The organism is Sediminibacterium sp. KACHI17 (assembly GCF_040362915.1).
Taxonomy (GTDB): Bacteria; Bacteroidota; Bacteroidia; order Chitinophagales; family Chitinophagaceae; genus Sediminibacterium.
In genome coordinates, this window is sequence record NZ_AP029612.1 from 1,549,929 (window position 1) to 1,565,762 (window position 15,834).

Annotated in this window: 17 protein-coding genes; 9 read left to right on the forward strand and 8 right to left on the reverse strand. The window is 39.7% G+C overall.

Annotated features, from left to right (window positions below):
• Positions 1-8: 8 nt before the first annotated feature.
• Positions 9-932, reverse strand: coding sequence for a substrate-binding domain-containing protein (locus ABXG83_RS06775; protein ID WP_353550727.1), 924 nt, complete (start codon positions 930-932; stop codon positions 9-11).
• 1 nt (position 933) lies between these two features.
• Positions 934-1,167, reverse strand: a complete 234-nt coding sequence (locus ABXG83_RS06780) for a hypothetical protein (protein ID WP_353550728.1) — start codon at positions 1,165-1,167, stop codon at positions 934-936.
• Positions 1,168-1,495: 328 nt separating this feature from the next.
• Here ABXG83_RS06780 and ABXG83_RS06785 point away from each other — a divergent pair, with 328 nt between their 5' ends.
• The 3 genes from ABXG83_RS06785 (at position 1,496) to ABXG83_RS06795 (ending at position 3,992) form a co-directional block, all read left to right on the forward strand.
• Complete coding sequence (locus tag ABXG83_RS06785; protein ID WP_353550729.1) at positions 1,496-1,960, forward strand: low molecular weight protein-tyrosine-phosphatase; 465 nt, start codon at positions 1,496-1,498, stop codon at positions 1,958-1,960.
• Positions 1,961-1,966: 6 nt separating this feature from the next.
• Positions 1,967-3,343, forward strand: a complete 1,377-nt coding sequence (hisS, locus tag ABXG83_RS06790) for a histidine--tRNA ligase (RefSeq protein WP_353550730.1) — start codon at positions 1,967-1,969, stop codon at positions 3,341-3,343.
• A 136-nt stretch (positions 3,344-3,479) separates the two neighbouring features.
• On the forward strand, positions 3,480-3,992 hold the full coding sequence (locus tag ABXG83_RS06795; RefSeq protein ID WP_353550731.1) for a hypothetical protein: 513 nt from the start codon (positions 3,480-3,482) through the stop codon (positions 3,990-3,992).
• Between the two features lie 46 nt (positions 3,993-4,038).
• Here ABXG83_RS06795 and ABXG83_RS06800 read toward each other — a convergent pair whose 3' ends face one another.
• Both ABXG83_RS06800 and ABXG83_RS06805 read right to left on the reverse strand, forming a co-directional pair.
• On the reverse strand, positions 4,039-4,431 hold the full coding sequence (locus ABXG83_RS06800) for a hypothetical protein (RefSeq protein ID WP_353550732.1): 393 nt from the start codon (positions 4,429-4,431) through the stop codon (positions 4,039-4,041).
• A gap of 98 nt (positions 4,432-4,529) precedes the next feature.
• Complete coding sequence (locus ABXG83_RS06805; RefSeq protein WP_353550733.1) at positions 4,530-5,729, reverse strand: acetyl-CoA C-acyltransferase; 1,200 nt, start codon at positions 5,727-5,729, stop codon at positions 4,530-4,532.
• Between the two features lie 293 nt (positions 5,730-6,022).
• On the opposite strand from ABXG83_RS06805, the gene rlmN reads away from it, so the two are divergent.
• From rlmN to ABXG83_RS06820, 3 genes are all read left to right on the forward strand, one after another.
• The gene (rlmN, locus tag ABXG83_RS06810) at positions 6,023-7,066 is read left to right on the forward strand and encodes a 23S rRNA (adenine(2503)-C(2))-methyltransferase RlmN (protein WP_353550734.1); all 1,044 of its coding nucleotides are present in this window, start codon (positions 6,023-6,025) and stop codon (positions 7,064-7,066) included.
• 129 nt (positions 7,067-7,195) lie between these two features.
• On the forward strand, positions 7,196-8,257 hold the full coding sequence (locus ABXG83_RS06815) for a pseudouridine synthase (protein WP_353550735.1): 1,062 nt from the start codon (positions 7,196-7,198) through the stop codon (positions 8,255-8,257).
• A gap of 134 nt (positions 8,258-8,391) precedes the next feature.
• Positions 8,392-9,099 carry an RNA pseudouridine synthase gene (locus ABXG83_RS06820; protein ID WP_353550737.1) on the forward strand — a complete coding sequence of 236 codons (708 nt, stop codon included), beginning with the start codon at positions 8,392-8,394 and terminating at the stop codon, positions 9,097-9,099.
• Positions 9,100-9,174: 75 nt separating this feature from the next.
• Here the strand turns inward: ABXG83_RS06820 and ABXG83_RS06825 are convergent, their stop codons facing one another.
• Together ABXG83_RS06825 and dinB are read right to left on the reverse strand one after the other, a co-directional pair.
• Positions 9,175-10,452, reverse strand: coding sequence for an amidohydrolase family protein (locus ABXG83_RS06825; protein ID WP_353550738.1), 1,278 nt, complete (start codon positions 10,450-10,452; stop codon positions 9,175-9,177).
• A 118-nt stretch (positions 10,453-10,570) separates the two neighbouring features.
• Positions 10,571-11,731, reverse strand: coding sequence for a DNA polymerase IV (gene dinB, locus ABXG83_RS06830; RefSeq protein ID WP_353550739.1), 1,161 nt, complete (start codon positions 11,729-11,731; stop codon positions 10,571-10,573).
• Positions 11,732-11,817: 86 nt separating this feature from the next.
• Here dinB and ABXG83_RS06835 point away from each other — a divergent pair, with 86 nt between their 5' ends.
• The 3 genes from ABXG83_RS06835 (at position 11,818) to ABXG83_RS06845 (ending at position 14,659) form a co-directional block, all read left to right on the forward strand.
• Entirely contained in the window at positions 11,818-13,260 is a 1,443-nt protein-coding gene (locus ABXG83_RS06835; protein ID WP_353550740.1) for a S41 family peptidase, read from the forward strand.
• 7 nt (positions 13,261-13,267) lie between these two features.
• The gene (locus tag ABXG83_RS06840; RefSeq protein ID WP_353550741.1) at positions 13,268-13,867 is read left to right on the forward strand and encodes a Crp/Fnr family transcriptional regulator; all 600 of its coding nucleotides are present in this window, start codon (positions 13,268-13,270) and stop codon (positions 13,865-13,867) included.
• Between the two features lie 165 nt (positions 13,868-14,032).
• The gene (locus tag ABXG83_RS06845; protein ID WP_353550742.1) at positions 14,033-14,659 is read left to right on the forward strand and encodes a DinB family protein; all 627 of its coding nucleotides are present in this window, start codon (positions 14,033-14,035) and stop codon (positions 14,657-14,659) included.
• Between the two features lie 56 nt (positions 14,660-14,715).
• Here ABXG83_RS06845 and rimM read toward each other — a convergent pair whose 3' ends face one another.
• Both rimM and rpsP read right to left on the reverse strand, forming a co-directional pair.
• Positions 14,716-15,234: a ribosome maturation factor RimM gene (gene rimM / locus ABXG83_RS06850; RefSeq protein WP_353550743.1), complete on the reverse strand. Its 519-nt coding sequence runs from the start codon at positions 15,232-15,234 to the stop codon at positions 14,716-14,718.
• 122 nt (positions 15,235-15,356) lie between these two features.
• Positions 15,357-15,821, reverse strand: coding sequence for a 30S ribosomal protein S16 (rpsP, locus tag ABXG83_RS06855; RefSeq protein WP_353550744.1), 465 nt, complete (start codon positions 15,819-15,821; stop codon positions 15,357-15,359).
• Between the last annotated feature and the right edge of the window lie 13 nt (positions 15,822-15,834).

Sequence of the window (15,834 nt, forward strand, 5' to 3'; positions counted from 1 at the left end):
GTTGTACGTTAATCTGCGTCTTTTATACTACCAGAGCGTTTCGTGAATCCCATTTTTGCAGGAACCAAAAACGCTCTTCGAAATATCAACTGCCCTCTTTCCATACTCATGAAATTCATAAAGCCTGTTCCGAGTCCGGTTGCATTCTCTTTCAATATGTAATACAATGGGCGTGCCAAAGGATATTGACCATATGAAATCGTTGCCTGGGAGGGTTTTGCGAATATATCTTTTTCCTCACATTTAACACATTCCACCAGACCTAAGCGTATTTTTTTTAAGTACGCCAGTTGTACAGGATCATAACTATCGGCGATCCAGCTGATACCTATAAATCCTACTACATCTTTTCGTCCTGCAACAATATCCAATACATGTTGGCTATTGTTTGCTGCCACTACATTCGCTCCAAAATCTGCCCCTTTCAGAACAGAATCTTTAAGATAGCGAACGGTACTGGTAGCTTTATTGCCATCCATTACGGCTGTTATCTTATCCTTACCACTTAGGATACTTTTTAACTTGCTCAGGGTAAAAACACTGTCAGGTGATTGATTATTAACGATGACTGCAACAGCATCGTAAGCCAGTACACCATATAGTGGTGAATAAGACAACTGATTCTCAAAGAACGATGCCTCTGTTTTTGTTAATCCACGCGCTACAATGACCATACGTGTACTGTCATTTTGTAGATCCCTGAAACAATCAGATTCCGGTTTATAGGAAACAATGATCTCTGTTTCAGGAAACGAGGACTTATGAACTCTTAACTGCTCTTCAATGACCGGTTTAAAGCTCTCATCAACACTGATCCTGATCGTACCTTTTGTTGGTGTATCAACTGTCTGAATTTTATCAGACTGGTCAGAACACCCCATCAACAGAACCAAAACAAAAATTGCGATCGTATATATATTGTTTCTGGTCATGTTAATAATCCCTCTTGATCCCTCTGTACAATCTAAAGCCACCATACAATAAAAAAACAGCACCCATTAAATAACGAAACATTGGATCAACCAATAACAATTGCTCGATTTTCAATTTCTCCGCCAGTAACAAAAGCACTGCTGTCCCAAGTATAATCACTGCCATAGATAGGTCATAAATCATTCGCATGATCCTATAACTTTTCTGTTGCCTTTCTTTAAAATCCATTGCCATACGACTCCTTTTATACCCGAGGGTGGGCAATTTAGTCAATAATTTTATTTGTTCGCTGAAATCTAGGTGCCATTTTCCGATTAAATAGTACTGAATTAATATTTAGATGCCTGTTTGTTTTCTTTCCATACGATCATATGTTAAAGCGCTAGTAAGTAAGTGGACAGTGCGGAGTTGACCGTTGACAATTGGCCTATGGGTTATTGGTAATAGCTTATGGCTTTTTTCTATCAACTGTTAACTGTCAACTATTCACCACCCCACCGTTTGCAATCCCCCATTCGCTATAAGCTACTCACTATCCCCTTCCATCGCTATCTTTGTCCGCATGAAAGTATTGATGGTTTGTTTGGGGAATATCTGCCGCAGTCCGCTGGCAGAAGGTATCCTACAACAAAAAGCCAGGGAAGCAGGATTGAATTGGCATGTAGACAGTGCAGGTACCGGGGGATACCATATTGGCGAACCCCCACATCAGCTTTCGCAGAAAGTAGCCAAGGTCAATGGTATTGATATTGGACATCAACGTTGTAGGCAATTTCATGCCGATGACATGGAGCGATTTGATCTGATCTATGTTATGGACCATCATAATTATCGTGATGTGCAAACATTGAGCGGACCTAAATGGAATGAATCAAAAACCAGATTGATACTTAGTGAGATCGACAACAGCAATGATCCAGTTCCTGACCCATGGTATGGCACGGAAAAAGATTATCATCATGTTTTTGCCTTATTATCAAAAGCTTGTGATCGTATCATTCAGAAATACAATCAGTTTAACAAATAATTTAAGATGAGTAAACCGGGATTACCGCAGGGAACAAGAGATTTTAGCGCAGCGACTGTACGTAAGCGGAATTATATTTTTCAAACCATCAAACAGGTCTTTGAACTGTATGGATTCCAGCCCCTCGAAACCCCTGCCATGGAGAACCTAGATACCTTGATGGGAAAATATGGTGAAGAAGGAGACAAACTGATTTTCAAAATTCTAAACAATGGTCTTGACAACCCCGCAAAAAGAGAACAAGCCATTACTGATTTGCAGAAAATACTGGAAGGAAAGAATACGAAAGGCATCACTGAAAGAGCATTAAGATATGATCTTACCATACCTTTTGCCCGTTATGTTGCGATGAACTATGGTCAATTGACCATGCCCTTCAAACGCTACCAGATACAACCTGTATGGCGAGCAGACCGTCCGCAAAAAGGACGCTACCGCGAGTTCTATCAGTGCGATGCAGATGTGGTGGGCAGCAATAGTTTATTGAACGAAGTAGAGCTTACCAATATCTATGCAACTGTATTCCAGCAATTAGGGATCCCTGTTGAGATCAGGATCAATAGCCGTAAAATTTTAGCTGCCCTTGCTGAAGTTTGCGGTGGTGCTGATAAAATGATCGATATCACTGTGGCCATTGATAAACTGGACAAGATCGGCATTGAAAAAGTAAAAGAAGAATTGACACAACGTGGATTGAATGATGAGCAAATCAATATCATTGAAAAATATCTTTTGATCTCTGGCGATAGTGATGAAAGATTAACCCAACTCGAAGCACTTATTGGCAAGAATGATATCGGACAAAAAGGACTAGCAGAAATCAAACATGTTCTTTCCAACTGTCAACTGTCAACTAATAACGCTCAACTTATCCCCGACTTTACACTTGCGCGCGGACTCAATTATTACACCGGTATCATCTTTGAAGTGAAAGCAATAAATGTGCAAATGGGAAGTATCGGAGGCGGAGGAAGATATGATGATCTGACCGGTTTATTTGGAGTTCCAAATGTACCCGGCGTAGGTATCAGCTTTGGGGTAGACCGTATCTATGATGTGATGGAAGAGTTACAGTTATTCCCTGAAACAGTTCAGATAGGTTCAAAAGTTTTGTTCTTCAATTTGGGAGATGCAGAAAGTAAAATTGCATTCTCATTGTTGCAGCAACTCAGATCTGCAGGTATCGCAGGAGAATTATTTCATGAACAAAGCAAGTTTGATAAACAATTCAAATACGCAGAGAAAAAGAATATCCCCTTTGCCATCATCATCGGTTCCAAAGAAATGGAAAATGGAACCTGTGTAGTAAAAGACCTGCTGAAGGGCACACAAGAAGAAATGGTGCAGGTCGATTTGGTGAGCTACTTTGCGGTTGGTCGATAGTCCATGGTCCATGGTGAAAATATTGATTTTATCGATTGTGGTTGAATATGCTATAGACCATGAACTATCGACCATGGACCATTAGCTATCCGCTATTCTGGCATAATATTCGTAGTTCATAACGGAAATCATCGTTATGAAGCAGTTTTTCTTATTCCTCCTTGTTTCAATTACACTCCTGATCAGTTGTGGTAGAAAATCTGTTCCGCAAAAAACGAATAATACAACCGTCCATTCCGGTCCTGTTGTTAAATCACCGGAGAATAGTAAAGTTTTTACGGAACCGGCATTGATCAAAAAATCGAAATCAGAAAAAGAAGAAACAACTGTAACCAAGATCGAGAAAAAAGAAGCATTGCTTCCAATGATCGTTATAGATGGTATGGGCAATGTGATCACGCCGAAAGAAAAACTACCGGAAGAGATTGCAGCAAAGGCAGACTACCGTGTATTGAGCAGAGCTTTTACACCCAATCAGAGAACCAACTTAATCTATCGCTATAAAATTGTTCCTCCACGTATCTTATATGTTCCGGAGAATTATATCAAAACAACCGCACGTGGGAAATATGTTGTTTACAGAAAGAAATTCTGGTATTGGCAAAAAGAAGATGGATTATTTTATCTGGATGAAACTTATTACAATTAAAAAGGGAGCAGAAGCTCCCTTTTTAATTGTAATAAGTTGATACTATTTAGCGAGCCATTAATCGCGCATTACGATTCATGAGAACTGCATGTAATTTATCAATTGCAATACCATCCGATTTGGTTCCTTCCAATGCATACCCACCGGCATTGATACTCACACCGATCACTTTTTTGTTTGTATCTCTTTTAAACTGAGCACTACCATCATATGCAGTAATGGAGAAAAGATCTTCACCGATTTTTACCAATGTAGAGTTACCAATGCTCGAACCCATAACTAAACCAGCCCCTTCAACAGAAACTGTTACTTCTGAAACAACACTTCCTTCCGGGAATTTATACTTGCCAACAAAATCTTGTAAAGTACTGTCTTTGTCTTGTGCTTGCACGAATGCAGCGATGCCTAACATCAGGCAGATCATCATTAGTTTTTTCATGTGTATTCAGGTTTTAGTGTTAGCGAAACGTTTCTTGGATGCAAAAGTTACAGAAAATAGATAACTATGAAAAATAGCTTTTGGTTATTAAAAGATGATCAAGAAGACAATCCTTCATAAATAACCGCTGCACCTTGTCCTACCCCAACACACATGGTCGCCAATCCATATTTCGATCCTCTGCGTTTCATCTCATGTAGCAATGTGGCTGATATTCTAACACCACTGCATCCCAAAGGATGTCCTATTGCAATGGATCCACCATTGACGTTCACTTTATTGATATCCAATTCTAGGTCACGAATACAAGCCAAACTTTGAGAAGCAAAGGCCTCATTCAATTCAATGATATCTAAATCTTTTACTTGAAGTCCGGCTCTGATCATAGCTTTTTGGGATGCCGGCACAGGGCCGATTCCCATAATAGCCGGATCAACCCCTGCAACACCCATACTTGCAATACGAGCAATGGGTTGAAGGTTGAACAGTTTTACCGCTTCTTCACTTGCCAGCAACATAGCGGCTGCACCATCATTAATACCGGAAGAATTACCAGCTGTAACAGTACCATCTTTTGCAAATGCCGGTTTTAAAGATGCCAGCTTTTCCATGGATGTTTGTCGAGGGTGTTCATCCTGATTGAACCATGTGATCAATCGATCATTGATCATTTCAACCGCAACAATTTCATCCTCCCATTTACCTGCTTCCAGTGCCGCAAAATATTTTTGTTGAGAAGCAAAAGCAAAAGCATCCTGTTCTTCACGTGTGATCTTCCAATCATTGGCAACATTTTCTGCTGTTTCTCCCATACTATACGGATGATACATGCTGGCCAATTTTTTATTGATGAATCGCCATCCGATGGTAGTATCGAAAGTCTCTGTTTTTCTACTCCATGCACCATCGCTTTTAGCTGTCACAAAAGGGGCACGTGTCATACTCTCTACACCACCCGCGATGTACAGCATTCCTTCTCCACACATGATAGCCCTGGATGCATCCATCACCGCCTGTAATCCACTCGCACATAAACGATTTACGGTATTGCCACCCACTGTTACCGGAAGTCCGGCCAATAAAGCAGCCATCCGGGCAACATCCCGGTTATCTTCTCCTGCCTGATTCGCAGCACCGGCAATTACATCTTCAATTGCAGCAGGGTCGATGGTATTGTTTCTTTCTACAAGAGCCGTGATCACGTGGGCAAGAAGATCATCCGGACGAATAGTACTCAACTTACCTCCATATCTTCCGATGGGTGTACGCACCGCATCAATTACATAACAAGCATTCATATAACAATATTGATGCGCAAGATAAGAGAGAAGCAACAAGAAACAAGGTACAGGGTACAAGGAAGATACATGAGACAAGTATTAAGTAGAATTGGTTATGGTCAAGACTTGATCTAACGATCAGGCAATGGATATATAATTTTAGGGTTGGATCTTAAGCCCACCTTATCTCTTGAGTCCCTACGATTACCCGACCTGTATCTTATGTCTTCATTCTGAATCTTCCCTGTGTCTTGTGCCTTGTTCCTTATTTCTTATTCATGATTTCTCTGTTTCTACGGTATCTTTGCAGGATGAATACGGAATTACCAAATATCAGACACTTGAGTATCAATGAGTTGGAAGAATACTTTCAAAACATTGGAGAGAAAAAATTCCGTGTAAAACAGGTTCACGAATGGTTATGGCAGAAACATGCGCATCATTTTGATGACATGACCAATCTTAGTAAAGACCTCCGCGCTAAGTTGGCGCAGACTTTTTCATTACCAGCTTTGAAGGTAGATACGGTTCAATATAGTGAGGATGGAACCATTAAAAGCCGCTTTCGCACGCATGATAACCACCTGGTAGAGGGTGTACTTATTCCAACAGACGAAAGAAAAACCGCTTGTGTTTCCTCCCAAATTGGCTGTAGTCTCAGCTGTAAATTTTGTGCGACCGGATATATGGACCGCAAAAGAAACCTGACCTATGATGAAATTTATGATCAAGTTGTTTTGATCAATAAAGAAAGTGAGGAAAAGTTCAATAAAAAGCTTTCCAACATTGTATTCATGGGCATGGGTGAGCCGCTGTTGAATTATGGCAATGTGATGAAAGCCATTGAACGTATTTCGGCGGAAGATGGATTATTTATGAGTCCAAGAAGGATCACCGTTTCCACCGCAGGGGTAGCAAAAGCAATACGTAAATTAGGTGATGATCAGGTTCGTTTCAAATTGGCACTTTCATTACATGCTGCCAATGATGTGAAACGAAATGAGATCATGCCGATCAATGAAACAAACAATATCAAAGTGTTGATCGAGGCACTCAATTATTTCTATAAACAAACAGGTAACGAGATCACTTTTGAATATATCCTTTTTAAAGATTTCAATGACTCACAAAAAGATGCAGAGGAACTGGTGAAGATTTACAGACAAGTGCCTGCAGATCTGGTGAACATCATTGAATACAATCCGATCGACGCTTTCAAATTCACCAAACCTGATGAAGAAGGTATCATGAACTTTATGAAGTTCCTTGAATCGAATCGCGTTAATGCCCGACTCAGAAGAAGCAGAGGAAAAGATATTGATGCTGCTTGCGGGCAGTTGGCAAATAAAGGATGAGAAAGCTGCAAGCTTCAAGCTGCATGCTACAAGGAATACGATTTATACCATAAACTTTCTTGCAGCTTGAGGCTTGAAGCCTGAAGCTTGCAATCCCATTACTGTTGTAAAACAGCAAAAAACAAACACATGAAAAAAAGAACAGACAATTTCGACAAGTTCGCCAACCAAAAAAAAGGTAGCGCCATTAAAGAAGCTTTCCGCCAGGAAAAGAAAAAGATAAAAGCCGAAGCACGCGCCGCAGGAGAAGAAATGCGGAAAAAGAAAATTGAAAAAATGAGGGGAGTGGAGGATAAAGCTTCAAGCTTTAAGCCTCAAGCTGCAAGTAAGGGGAAGGCTGCAAGCTTTGAGCAGCGAGCTTCAGGTAAGAAATCAAGTAATCAATATTCCAAGAAAGAACATAAGCAGGAAATGCAACCTGCAGATATCCCTTTAAAAAAAGAAGGGAGCAACGAGCAAATGCCTTTGAATAAATTCATTGCGCATGCAGGTGTTTGCGGAAGAAGAGAAGCAGCAGATCTGGTGAAGGAGGGTAAAGTAACTGTAAATGGTGATAAGATATTTGAACCAGGCTATAAGGTTTCTGCTAAGGATAAAGTGATCGTTAAAGGCAAACAGGTATTTCTTCAAAGAAATGCAGTCTATATCTTACTGAATAAACCAAAAGATTACATCACCACAGCAAATGATCCACAAGGAAGAAAAACAGTATTAGACCTCATCAAGGGTGCTACACCAGAACGTGTATATCCGGTTGGAAGACTGGATAGAAATACAACCGGTGTATTAATATTGACAAATGATGGAGAGCTTGCACAAAAACTTACCCATCCATCTTTTGAAGTAAAAAAAATATACGAGGTAACATTGGATAAGCCTGTGATAAAAAAAGATCTTGAAGCAATCATGACAGGTGTTACGCTGGAAGATGGTTTTGTACAAGCTGATTCTGTAGGCTATGCAGATGACAAGAACAAAAATATTGTAGGCATAGAAATTCATAGTGGCCGAAACCGTATTGTGCGTAGGATTTTCGAACACCTGGGGTATGATGTAAAAGGACTAGATCGCGTAATGTTCGCCAACCTCACCAAGAAAAATGTAGACCGTGGCAAATGGCGTTTCCTCAATGAAAAAGAAGTAAGGCTACTTAAGTTTATGAATAAATCGTTTGTGAGGAAAGCTAAGTAGAGCATGGTCCATGGCTAATAACTTATCGTTCATGGCCATTAGCCTTGATCAATACGTTTTTCAACTGATACAATCATCTATAACTTATCGCCAATAACCTATTAGCTATTCGCTATAACCTATAAGCTACTACCATGCGCCCAAATATCATTTTCGAAAATAATTATTTCATCGCTGTTAATAAGCCGTCCGGATTGCTGAGTATCCCTGACAGACTTGGACAGGAGCTTTCATTGAAAGAACTACTGAAGAATCATTATGGTGAGATCTATACAGTTCATCGCTTAGATAAAGACACCAGTGGTATCATTGTTTTTGCAAAAGACGAAGAGACGCATAAACAACTATCACAATTATTTGAAGGAAGAGAGGTAGAAAAATTTTATCTCGGACTTGTTCACGGAAAACTGATCAATGAATCTGGCAGTATTGACGCAGCCATTATGGAACACCCGGGAAAAAACGGAAAGATGATCACACATGTGAAAGGCAAGACTTCGCTGACAGATTATCAAGTACTCGAAAGTTTCCGTTTATATAGCTGGCTGCAGTTTCAAATTCATACAGGAAGAACACATCAGATTCGTGTTCATATGCAACATATAGGTCATCCTATTGTTTGTGATGAATTGTACGGAGACCCTTCACCGATTCTTTTATCTTCCTTGAAGAAGAAATTTAAATTGTCAAAAGATGCAGAACAAGAAAGACCTTTGATGTCTAGACTCGCTTTGCACTCTTACAAACTTTCCTTTTCATTAAATGGTGAGAAGTTTACGCTGGAAGCCGAATTACCAAAAGATCTCAAGGCTATGTTATCACAACTAAGGAAGCTGGGTTAATTAACCCATATAAAAAAGCCGCAGCTCAATCTATCAATAGAGCTGCGGCTTTTTTATTTTCTTTTTATCTGAAATCTATTCGTTTTTATATACCACTCCATTTTTCATAACGAACTTTACCTTACCCATTGAATGGATATCCTTCACCGGATCCCCATCAATTGCAATGATATCCGCCAATTTATCTTTTTCAATTACACCGATTCTGTCATCACCTAATAAATCTGCAGCGTATAATGTTGCAGAACGTATGGTTTCTAAAGCCGGCATACCTGCTTCATTCATATATACAAACTCAAGCCAGTTTTTCCCATGTGCATATACACCAGCATCCGTACCAAATGCAATTTTAACTCCTGCTTTATATGCGTTTGAAAAAGTGTTTTGAATTTTAGGTCCTATTGCAATTGCTTTAGGGGTAACCAACTCCGGATAATAACCCGGTTTTTTGGCTGAATCGCCTACGGCTTTCCCTGCTGTTATCGTAGGCACATAATAGGTACCCATTTTTTTCATCAATCCCATCACTTCCTCATCCATATAAGTGCCGTGCTCAATAGAATTCACACCTGCAACTACCGCACGCTTCATGGCTTCTTTACCATGACAGTGTGCTGCTACTTTAAAACCATAATCTTTTGCTGTTTCAACAATCGCTTTTATTTCAGCTTCTGTGAACTGAGGGTTCTCACCACTTTTAGCAACACTTAAAACACCTCCGGAAGCGGTGATCTTAATAACATCACTTCCTTCTTTATATCGCTGTCTAACAGCTTTTGCTGCTTCATCCGGACCATTTACAACGCCGGCATCCGGACCCGGATCACCCGTAAGATCTCTTCTGTAGCCATTGGTAGGATCCGCATGTCCACCAGTTGTAGCAATAGATTTTCCTGCAGTGTAGACCCTTGGACCTTTGATCAATCCTTTATTAATAGCATTCCGTAAAGAAATATTGACACCACTACCCCCTAGATCACGTACCGCAGTAAAGCCAGTCATGAGTGTTCTTTCTGCAAACACCACTGACTGGTATGCATAGTCAGCTGGATTGAACGTAAATGTTTCCATATACCTTCCAGGATTGGTCTCACTCTCCATATGCACATGCATATCAATTAGTCCGGGCATTACAGTTTTTGATTTGAGATCAATCACTTTTTCTCCTGTTGCAGCCGCTTTATATCCTTTACTTACTTCAATGATTTTATTTCCTTCCGTCACAATGGTCATTTCTTTTAGCAGTTGTAGATTTTTAACATCTACCAATTGACCACAGTGCATAATGGTTTTTTGCGCAAAAGTTGTTGTTAGTGTCATCAAACTAACAATTAAAAAGAGAAGCTTTCTCATGGTATGATTTTATGATTAGGGCTATTAAGATACAGCAAAAGATAGCATGAATCTCTCTTTTCTTTGATCATTACAATAGTCTGATATCTAAATAGTGCCAATTAGAGCGAGCCCTGAATTATTTATCCTTTTTGACTGTTCTGGCTTTTTGGAGCAAGGATTTACCGAACTTATTTTTTACATCGTCAATGGCTTTATACAGTTCATTCTTTTTTTCGGCATCATCAAACAGACTTCCCTGTATTGCATGATTGGTTAATTCACTCAATCTTACTCCCAAAAGACGAACTGGCTGACCCTTGCGATAGAGTTTATGAAAGAGATCAATGGCTACCGGTATCAATTCATCATCTCTGAGCGTATAATCAATGGTGGTTTGTCTAGATGTAGTTTCGAAATCAGGATATCGTATTTTAACAGCGATGCAACCCGTCAATTTTTCATCCTGTCTTAACTCATACGCTACTTTTTCTGTCATACGTACCAGCTCACTCAACAAAAAGTCGATATCTGTTTTGTTTTCTTCAAAGGTATTTTCTGTAGAGATCGATTTTGCTTCATGATATGCATGCACTTCGCCATGATGCATGCCATGCGCTTTATGCCAGAGATCTGTACCCCATTTACCCAGTTTTTTTTCAAGTATTTCAATGGGTGTATGGATAACATCTTTGATCAAATGAATCCCCATTGACTGTAAGGTTTTCAATGTTTGTTCTCCAACCCCTGAAAATTTACTTACCGGTAATGGCGCTAAAAAATCTCTTTCCATTCCTGGCTGAACAAATAAATAACCATTCGGCTTGGCTTCATCTGTTGCAATTTTGGCCACCATTTTATTGGAAGCCAATCCAAAAGAAATAGGTAATTGAGTTTGACTCATGATCTCCTGACGTAAATCGATGGTCCACTGGAAAGGATCAAAGAATTTATCCATGCCAGTCAAGTCAATATAAAACTCATCAATAGAGGCTTTTTCAAACAATGGCGCTTTGGCTGCAATGATCTCGGTCACCCATCTGGAGTATCGGCTATATTCACCGCGGGTTCCTCTCACTAAAATGGCATGTGGACATAATTTCATGGCCGTTTTCATCGGCATAGCACTTCTGACGCCAAATTTTCTTGCTTCATAACTACATGTGGTTACGACACCCCTGTCTCTTGAGCCACCTACAATCACCGCTTTCCCTTTCAAGGAAGGATCATTCAACATCTCAACACTTACAAAAAAAGAGTCAAGATCCAAATGGGCAATATAACGCTGAGGAAGAGACATATCTATGCTAAGATATAAGTTATCCCCCTTTTATGTGATTGTAACAAAATCCATAGTGTGTACGTTTGGGGTCATAAAATAAAAGTATGAGGTTCATCCTTTTTGTATTCTTGATCGGTTTCGCATGGGTTGCCAAGGGTCAACAAGTTGCATATGAGAAGAAACACCCGGTTGATTTCTACTATAAAAAGCTTTCTAAAACAGCTGTAAAAGAAGACATCCAGTTTTGGCTAACTACCATGGAGGAATCGCATGTAAACATGTATCACTCCATATCGAGAAAAGCCATGCAGGAGCTTACAGATAGTTTGTTGTATAAGTTTACAGACAGTATCACCCATACTGATGCAGTATTTATATTTAGCCGATTAGGAGCCGCTTTGGATGAAGGCCATGTGGGTTTAGTAAGTAGCAAGATCACAGATAGTCTTTATAATCAATCATTACGTTTTCCTTTTCAACTGCAAAAAGTAACTGAGGATGCATGGATCATTGCTTATGATATCAGCAGTGCACAAAAACTTGAAATGAATGACAGGGTCACTGCCATCAATGATATCCCCGTAAGCGAATTGAATAAAAGATTTACATCGTTATTTGGAGGATTAGAAAGTTGGAAAAGAGAACAAATCGCTTATTACAGTAAAAAGCTTTTATTCCTGTCTGGCATCTCCAGTCCTTTTCATATTGATGCAGTCAAAGAAAATGGCAGTAAGGTTCGCTTCACAGTTGAAGGATTTCATAGATCACAAACAGACAGTATTACCAAAGTCCTTACAGCTAAGATGAGTAATCAAAGTAATAAGCCATATGAGTTCTCTTGGCTGAAGGATGGTATCGGTTACTTGAATTACAGAAGCATGCGTGATGATGCTACTTTGCCATTTGATCAGTTTTTAAAGAATGTATTTTCTTCTTTAAAGGATAGTAGTTCGAAAGGATTGATTATCGATCTACGAGAAAATGGTGGTGGTGATTCTCAACTAGGGGAACAATTACTCGCACACTTCAATAAGAAGCCTTATATCTTGGCGGGTGGCATGAAATGGAAGATCAGTAGTCATTATAAGACATTTTTAAAATCAGCCAAGAATTATAACGAGGCTGATCATAAGTTTTATATGAGTCAGCCGGATGGCAATACTTATACTTATGTAAACCGCGAGCTTAAAAAGCCAGCCATTAAAGATCCTTTTTTTGAAGGCAAAGTAGCTTTCCTGATCGGAACTGGTACATTTTCTAGCGCGAATATGTTGGCAGATGGTGTTGTGAGTTATCAGTTGGCCGCTACTTTTGGAGAACCAACAGGTGAATCTCCCAATGATTTTGGAGAGATGTTCAATTTCATGCTACCTCATTCGCATATTATAGCCAGGGCTGCCTCAAAGATGTTTACACGGGCAAATAAAGATGAAAAGAATCTTGGACCTGTGGTTCCGGAAAAGATCATCACTCCTACTGCCTCAGATAAAAAACAAAAAAGAGATCCGGTATTAGAATCTGCTGTAAATTGGATATTGAATAAATAGACAAGATTTGTCAGTCAGTATAGATCCAATACAAGAACTCAAAAAATTCTGTTACAAGATCCACCCATTGAATGATCATGAATGGGATGATTTTTCTTTGATATGGCAGCCTTTCTCCGCGAAAAGAAAAACGGTGCTTACGCATGTGAATGAAACAGAAAGATATCTATACTTTGTTACAGAAGGCATTCAAAGGGCTTTTTATGCAGGTGATGATGGGAAAGAAGCAACGATCGTATTTACCTATCCTTTTTCATTCTCAGGAGTTGCTGATTCTTTTCTTACTCAAATGCCCTCTAAGTATTTCTTTGAAACCCTCACAAAAAGCGAGTTCATTCGTACCAGTTATCAGCAGATAGATGAGCTAATGAAACGACATCACAATTTTGAAACATTGATCAGAAAAGCAACCAGCTTTTCCCTTGCAGGAGTTTTGGAGCGACAGATAGAGCTGCAATGTTTCTCTGCCGAACAAAAATTCAAGACTTTATTAAAGAGAAGTCCACATGTTCTCAGACTTATACCGCATAAATACCTGGCTTCTTATTTAGGTATTGATGCAACAACATTCAGTAAGCTGTTGGGTAATGTAAGGATTGAGGGTTGAGGGTGTTAGTGTAGTTGACAGATGACAGATAAAATATTCTCCACTTCTGCAACCGTCAACTATCAACTGTCGACTATTTTCACAGCATGCATCAAAAATCTTAGCGCAGGCCAAGATTTAACTCCTGTGATACCGGCAGCTTTGCAGTAACAAAAACAGAAAAAAATGCCAGTTTATTTATCAAACACACTCATCAACGAATTGCAGGAGCAAACAGAATCCTTTTTAAACAAAGCCATCGGCGAGTGGCAAATGATCAAACATAGTCAGTTTGCACTGAAAGAATCTCCAGAAAAGTGGAGCGCCACACAATGTTTAGAGCACTTAAATAGTTATGGGCGTTATTATTTACCAGTGATGGAGAAGGCAATAAGAGAAGCCAGAAAGAAGGATTGGAAAGCTACTACTCATTTTAAGTCAGGATGGCTGGGTAATTATTTTACACAGCTCATGATGCCAAAAGAAGATGGTTCATTAGGCAAGAAAATGTCTTCACCAAAAGATCATTATCCGGTTTCTAATTTTAATAGTCACCAAGTGATCGGCGTATTTATTGAGCAACAGGAAAAATTATTACAACTATTAGAGGATGCCAGGAGTATTGACCTGAATAAAGCAAGTTGTCCTATTTCCATTGCTAAATTCATCAAACTAAAACTAGGAGATACATTCTTATTTTTCATTGCCCATCAATACAGACATATTATTCAGGCCGAAAAAGCCCTCCAAGCAGCCGGAGTCCTGCAAGGAGCAGAAGTGTTGTATTTTAATCCGGGTAAGATCGCAAGTTAGTAATGGTCGATAGTGGATAGACCATGGTCCATGGACTATCGACCATGGTCTATCTTCTACCTGTAAACATCCAACAACCCATCCGGTAACACTACATGAATTTCTTTTTGATCATGATCGATACCGTCAAGCGATTCAGCATGTAGAGGGATGAGTGCTTCTTTACCATTCAGATCAATACGCAGTAATACTTGATGAGGCTGTTCGATCACTTCCAGAACAGGCCCTAAATTTTCATCTTCATCTGTAATGATCGTATAACCTAGTAAGGAGATCGGAGATGATTTACCCGCTAACTTTCTGAAATCAGCATCTTTCAACCATACATTACGGGTACTTAATCTGGAGGCTCTTTCTTTAGTATCAACCCCCTCTAGTTTCACATATATTTCGTTGTGATCTTTCGCTTTTGAACTCTCCAGAAAATAAGGCAAGTAGGAGCCTTTTTGTTCTTCCACGAAGATCACTTTCACATCTTTCAGTGCCGTTTTTTTACCAAGGGCATGTTGCAAGATCACTTCTCCTTTCAATCCGAAACTTGCCACAAAACGGCCGATGTGTATATACGATTCCATAGTGCAAATATAGTCCATGGACCATGGTCTATGGCCCATGGACTATCGACTCCAAACTAAAATGCATAAAAAAAGTCCCGATACAATCGGGACTTTCAGGAATATGTTGAACTTATCGTTGATTAAGCTTCTGTGTTTCCTTCAGCAGGTGCAGCTTCTTCTTGCTTAGCCTCCACTTTTTTCACAACTGGAGTATAGGCTCTTTTAGCACGCTGATTTTTTCTGTGCTCTTCATTACGACGGGTAACATTTGCTTCATGCTCATTATGCCATGCCTGGAATTTGGTCATAGCTGTAGCATCATCAAACAGACCCAATTTCACACCTCTTAAAAGGTGCTTCAGGTACAACACTCCCTTGAAAGAGAGGATTCTGCGGACTGTGTCAGTAGGCTGAGCACCTTTGTTCAACCACTCAAGTGCTTTTTGACGGTCTAACTGAATAGTTGCTGGAACAGTCAGAGGGTTGTAAGTTCCAATTTTTTGGATGAACTTACCATCTCTTGGGGCACGGGCATCGGCCACTACGATAAAGTAGAACGGACGCTTCTTGCTACCGTGTCTCTGTAATCTCATTTTTACTGCCATGTTAAATAGAAAT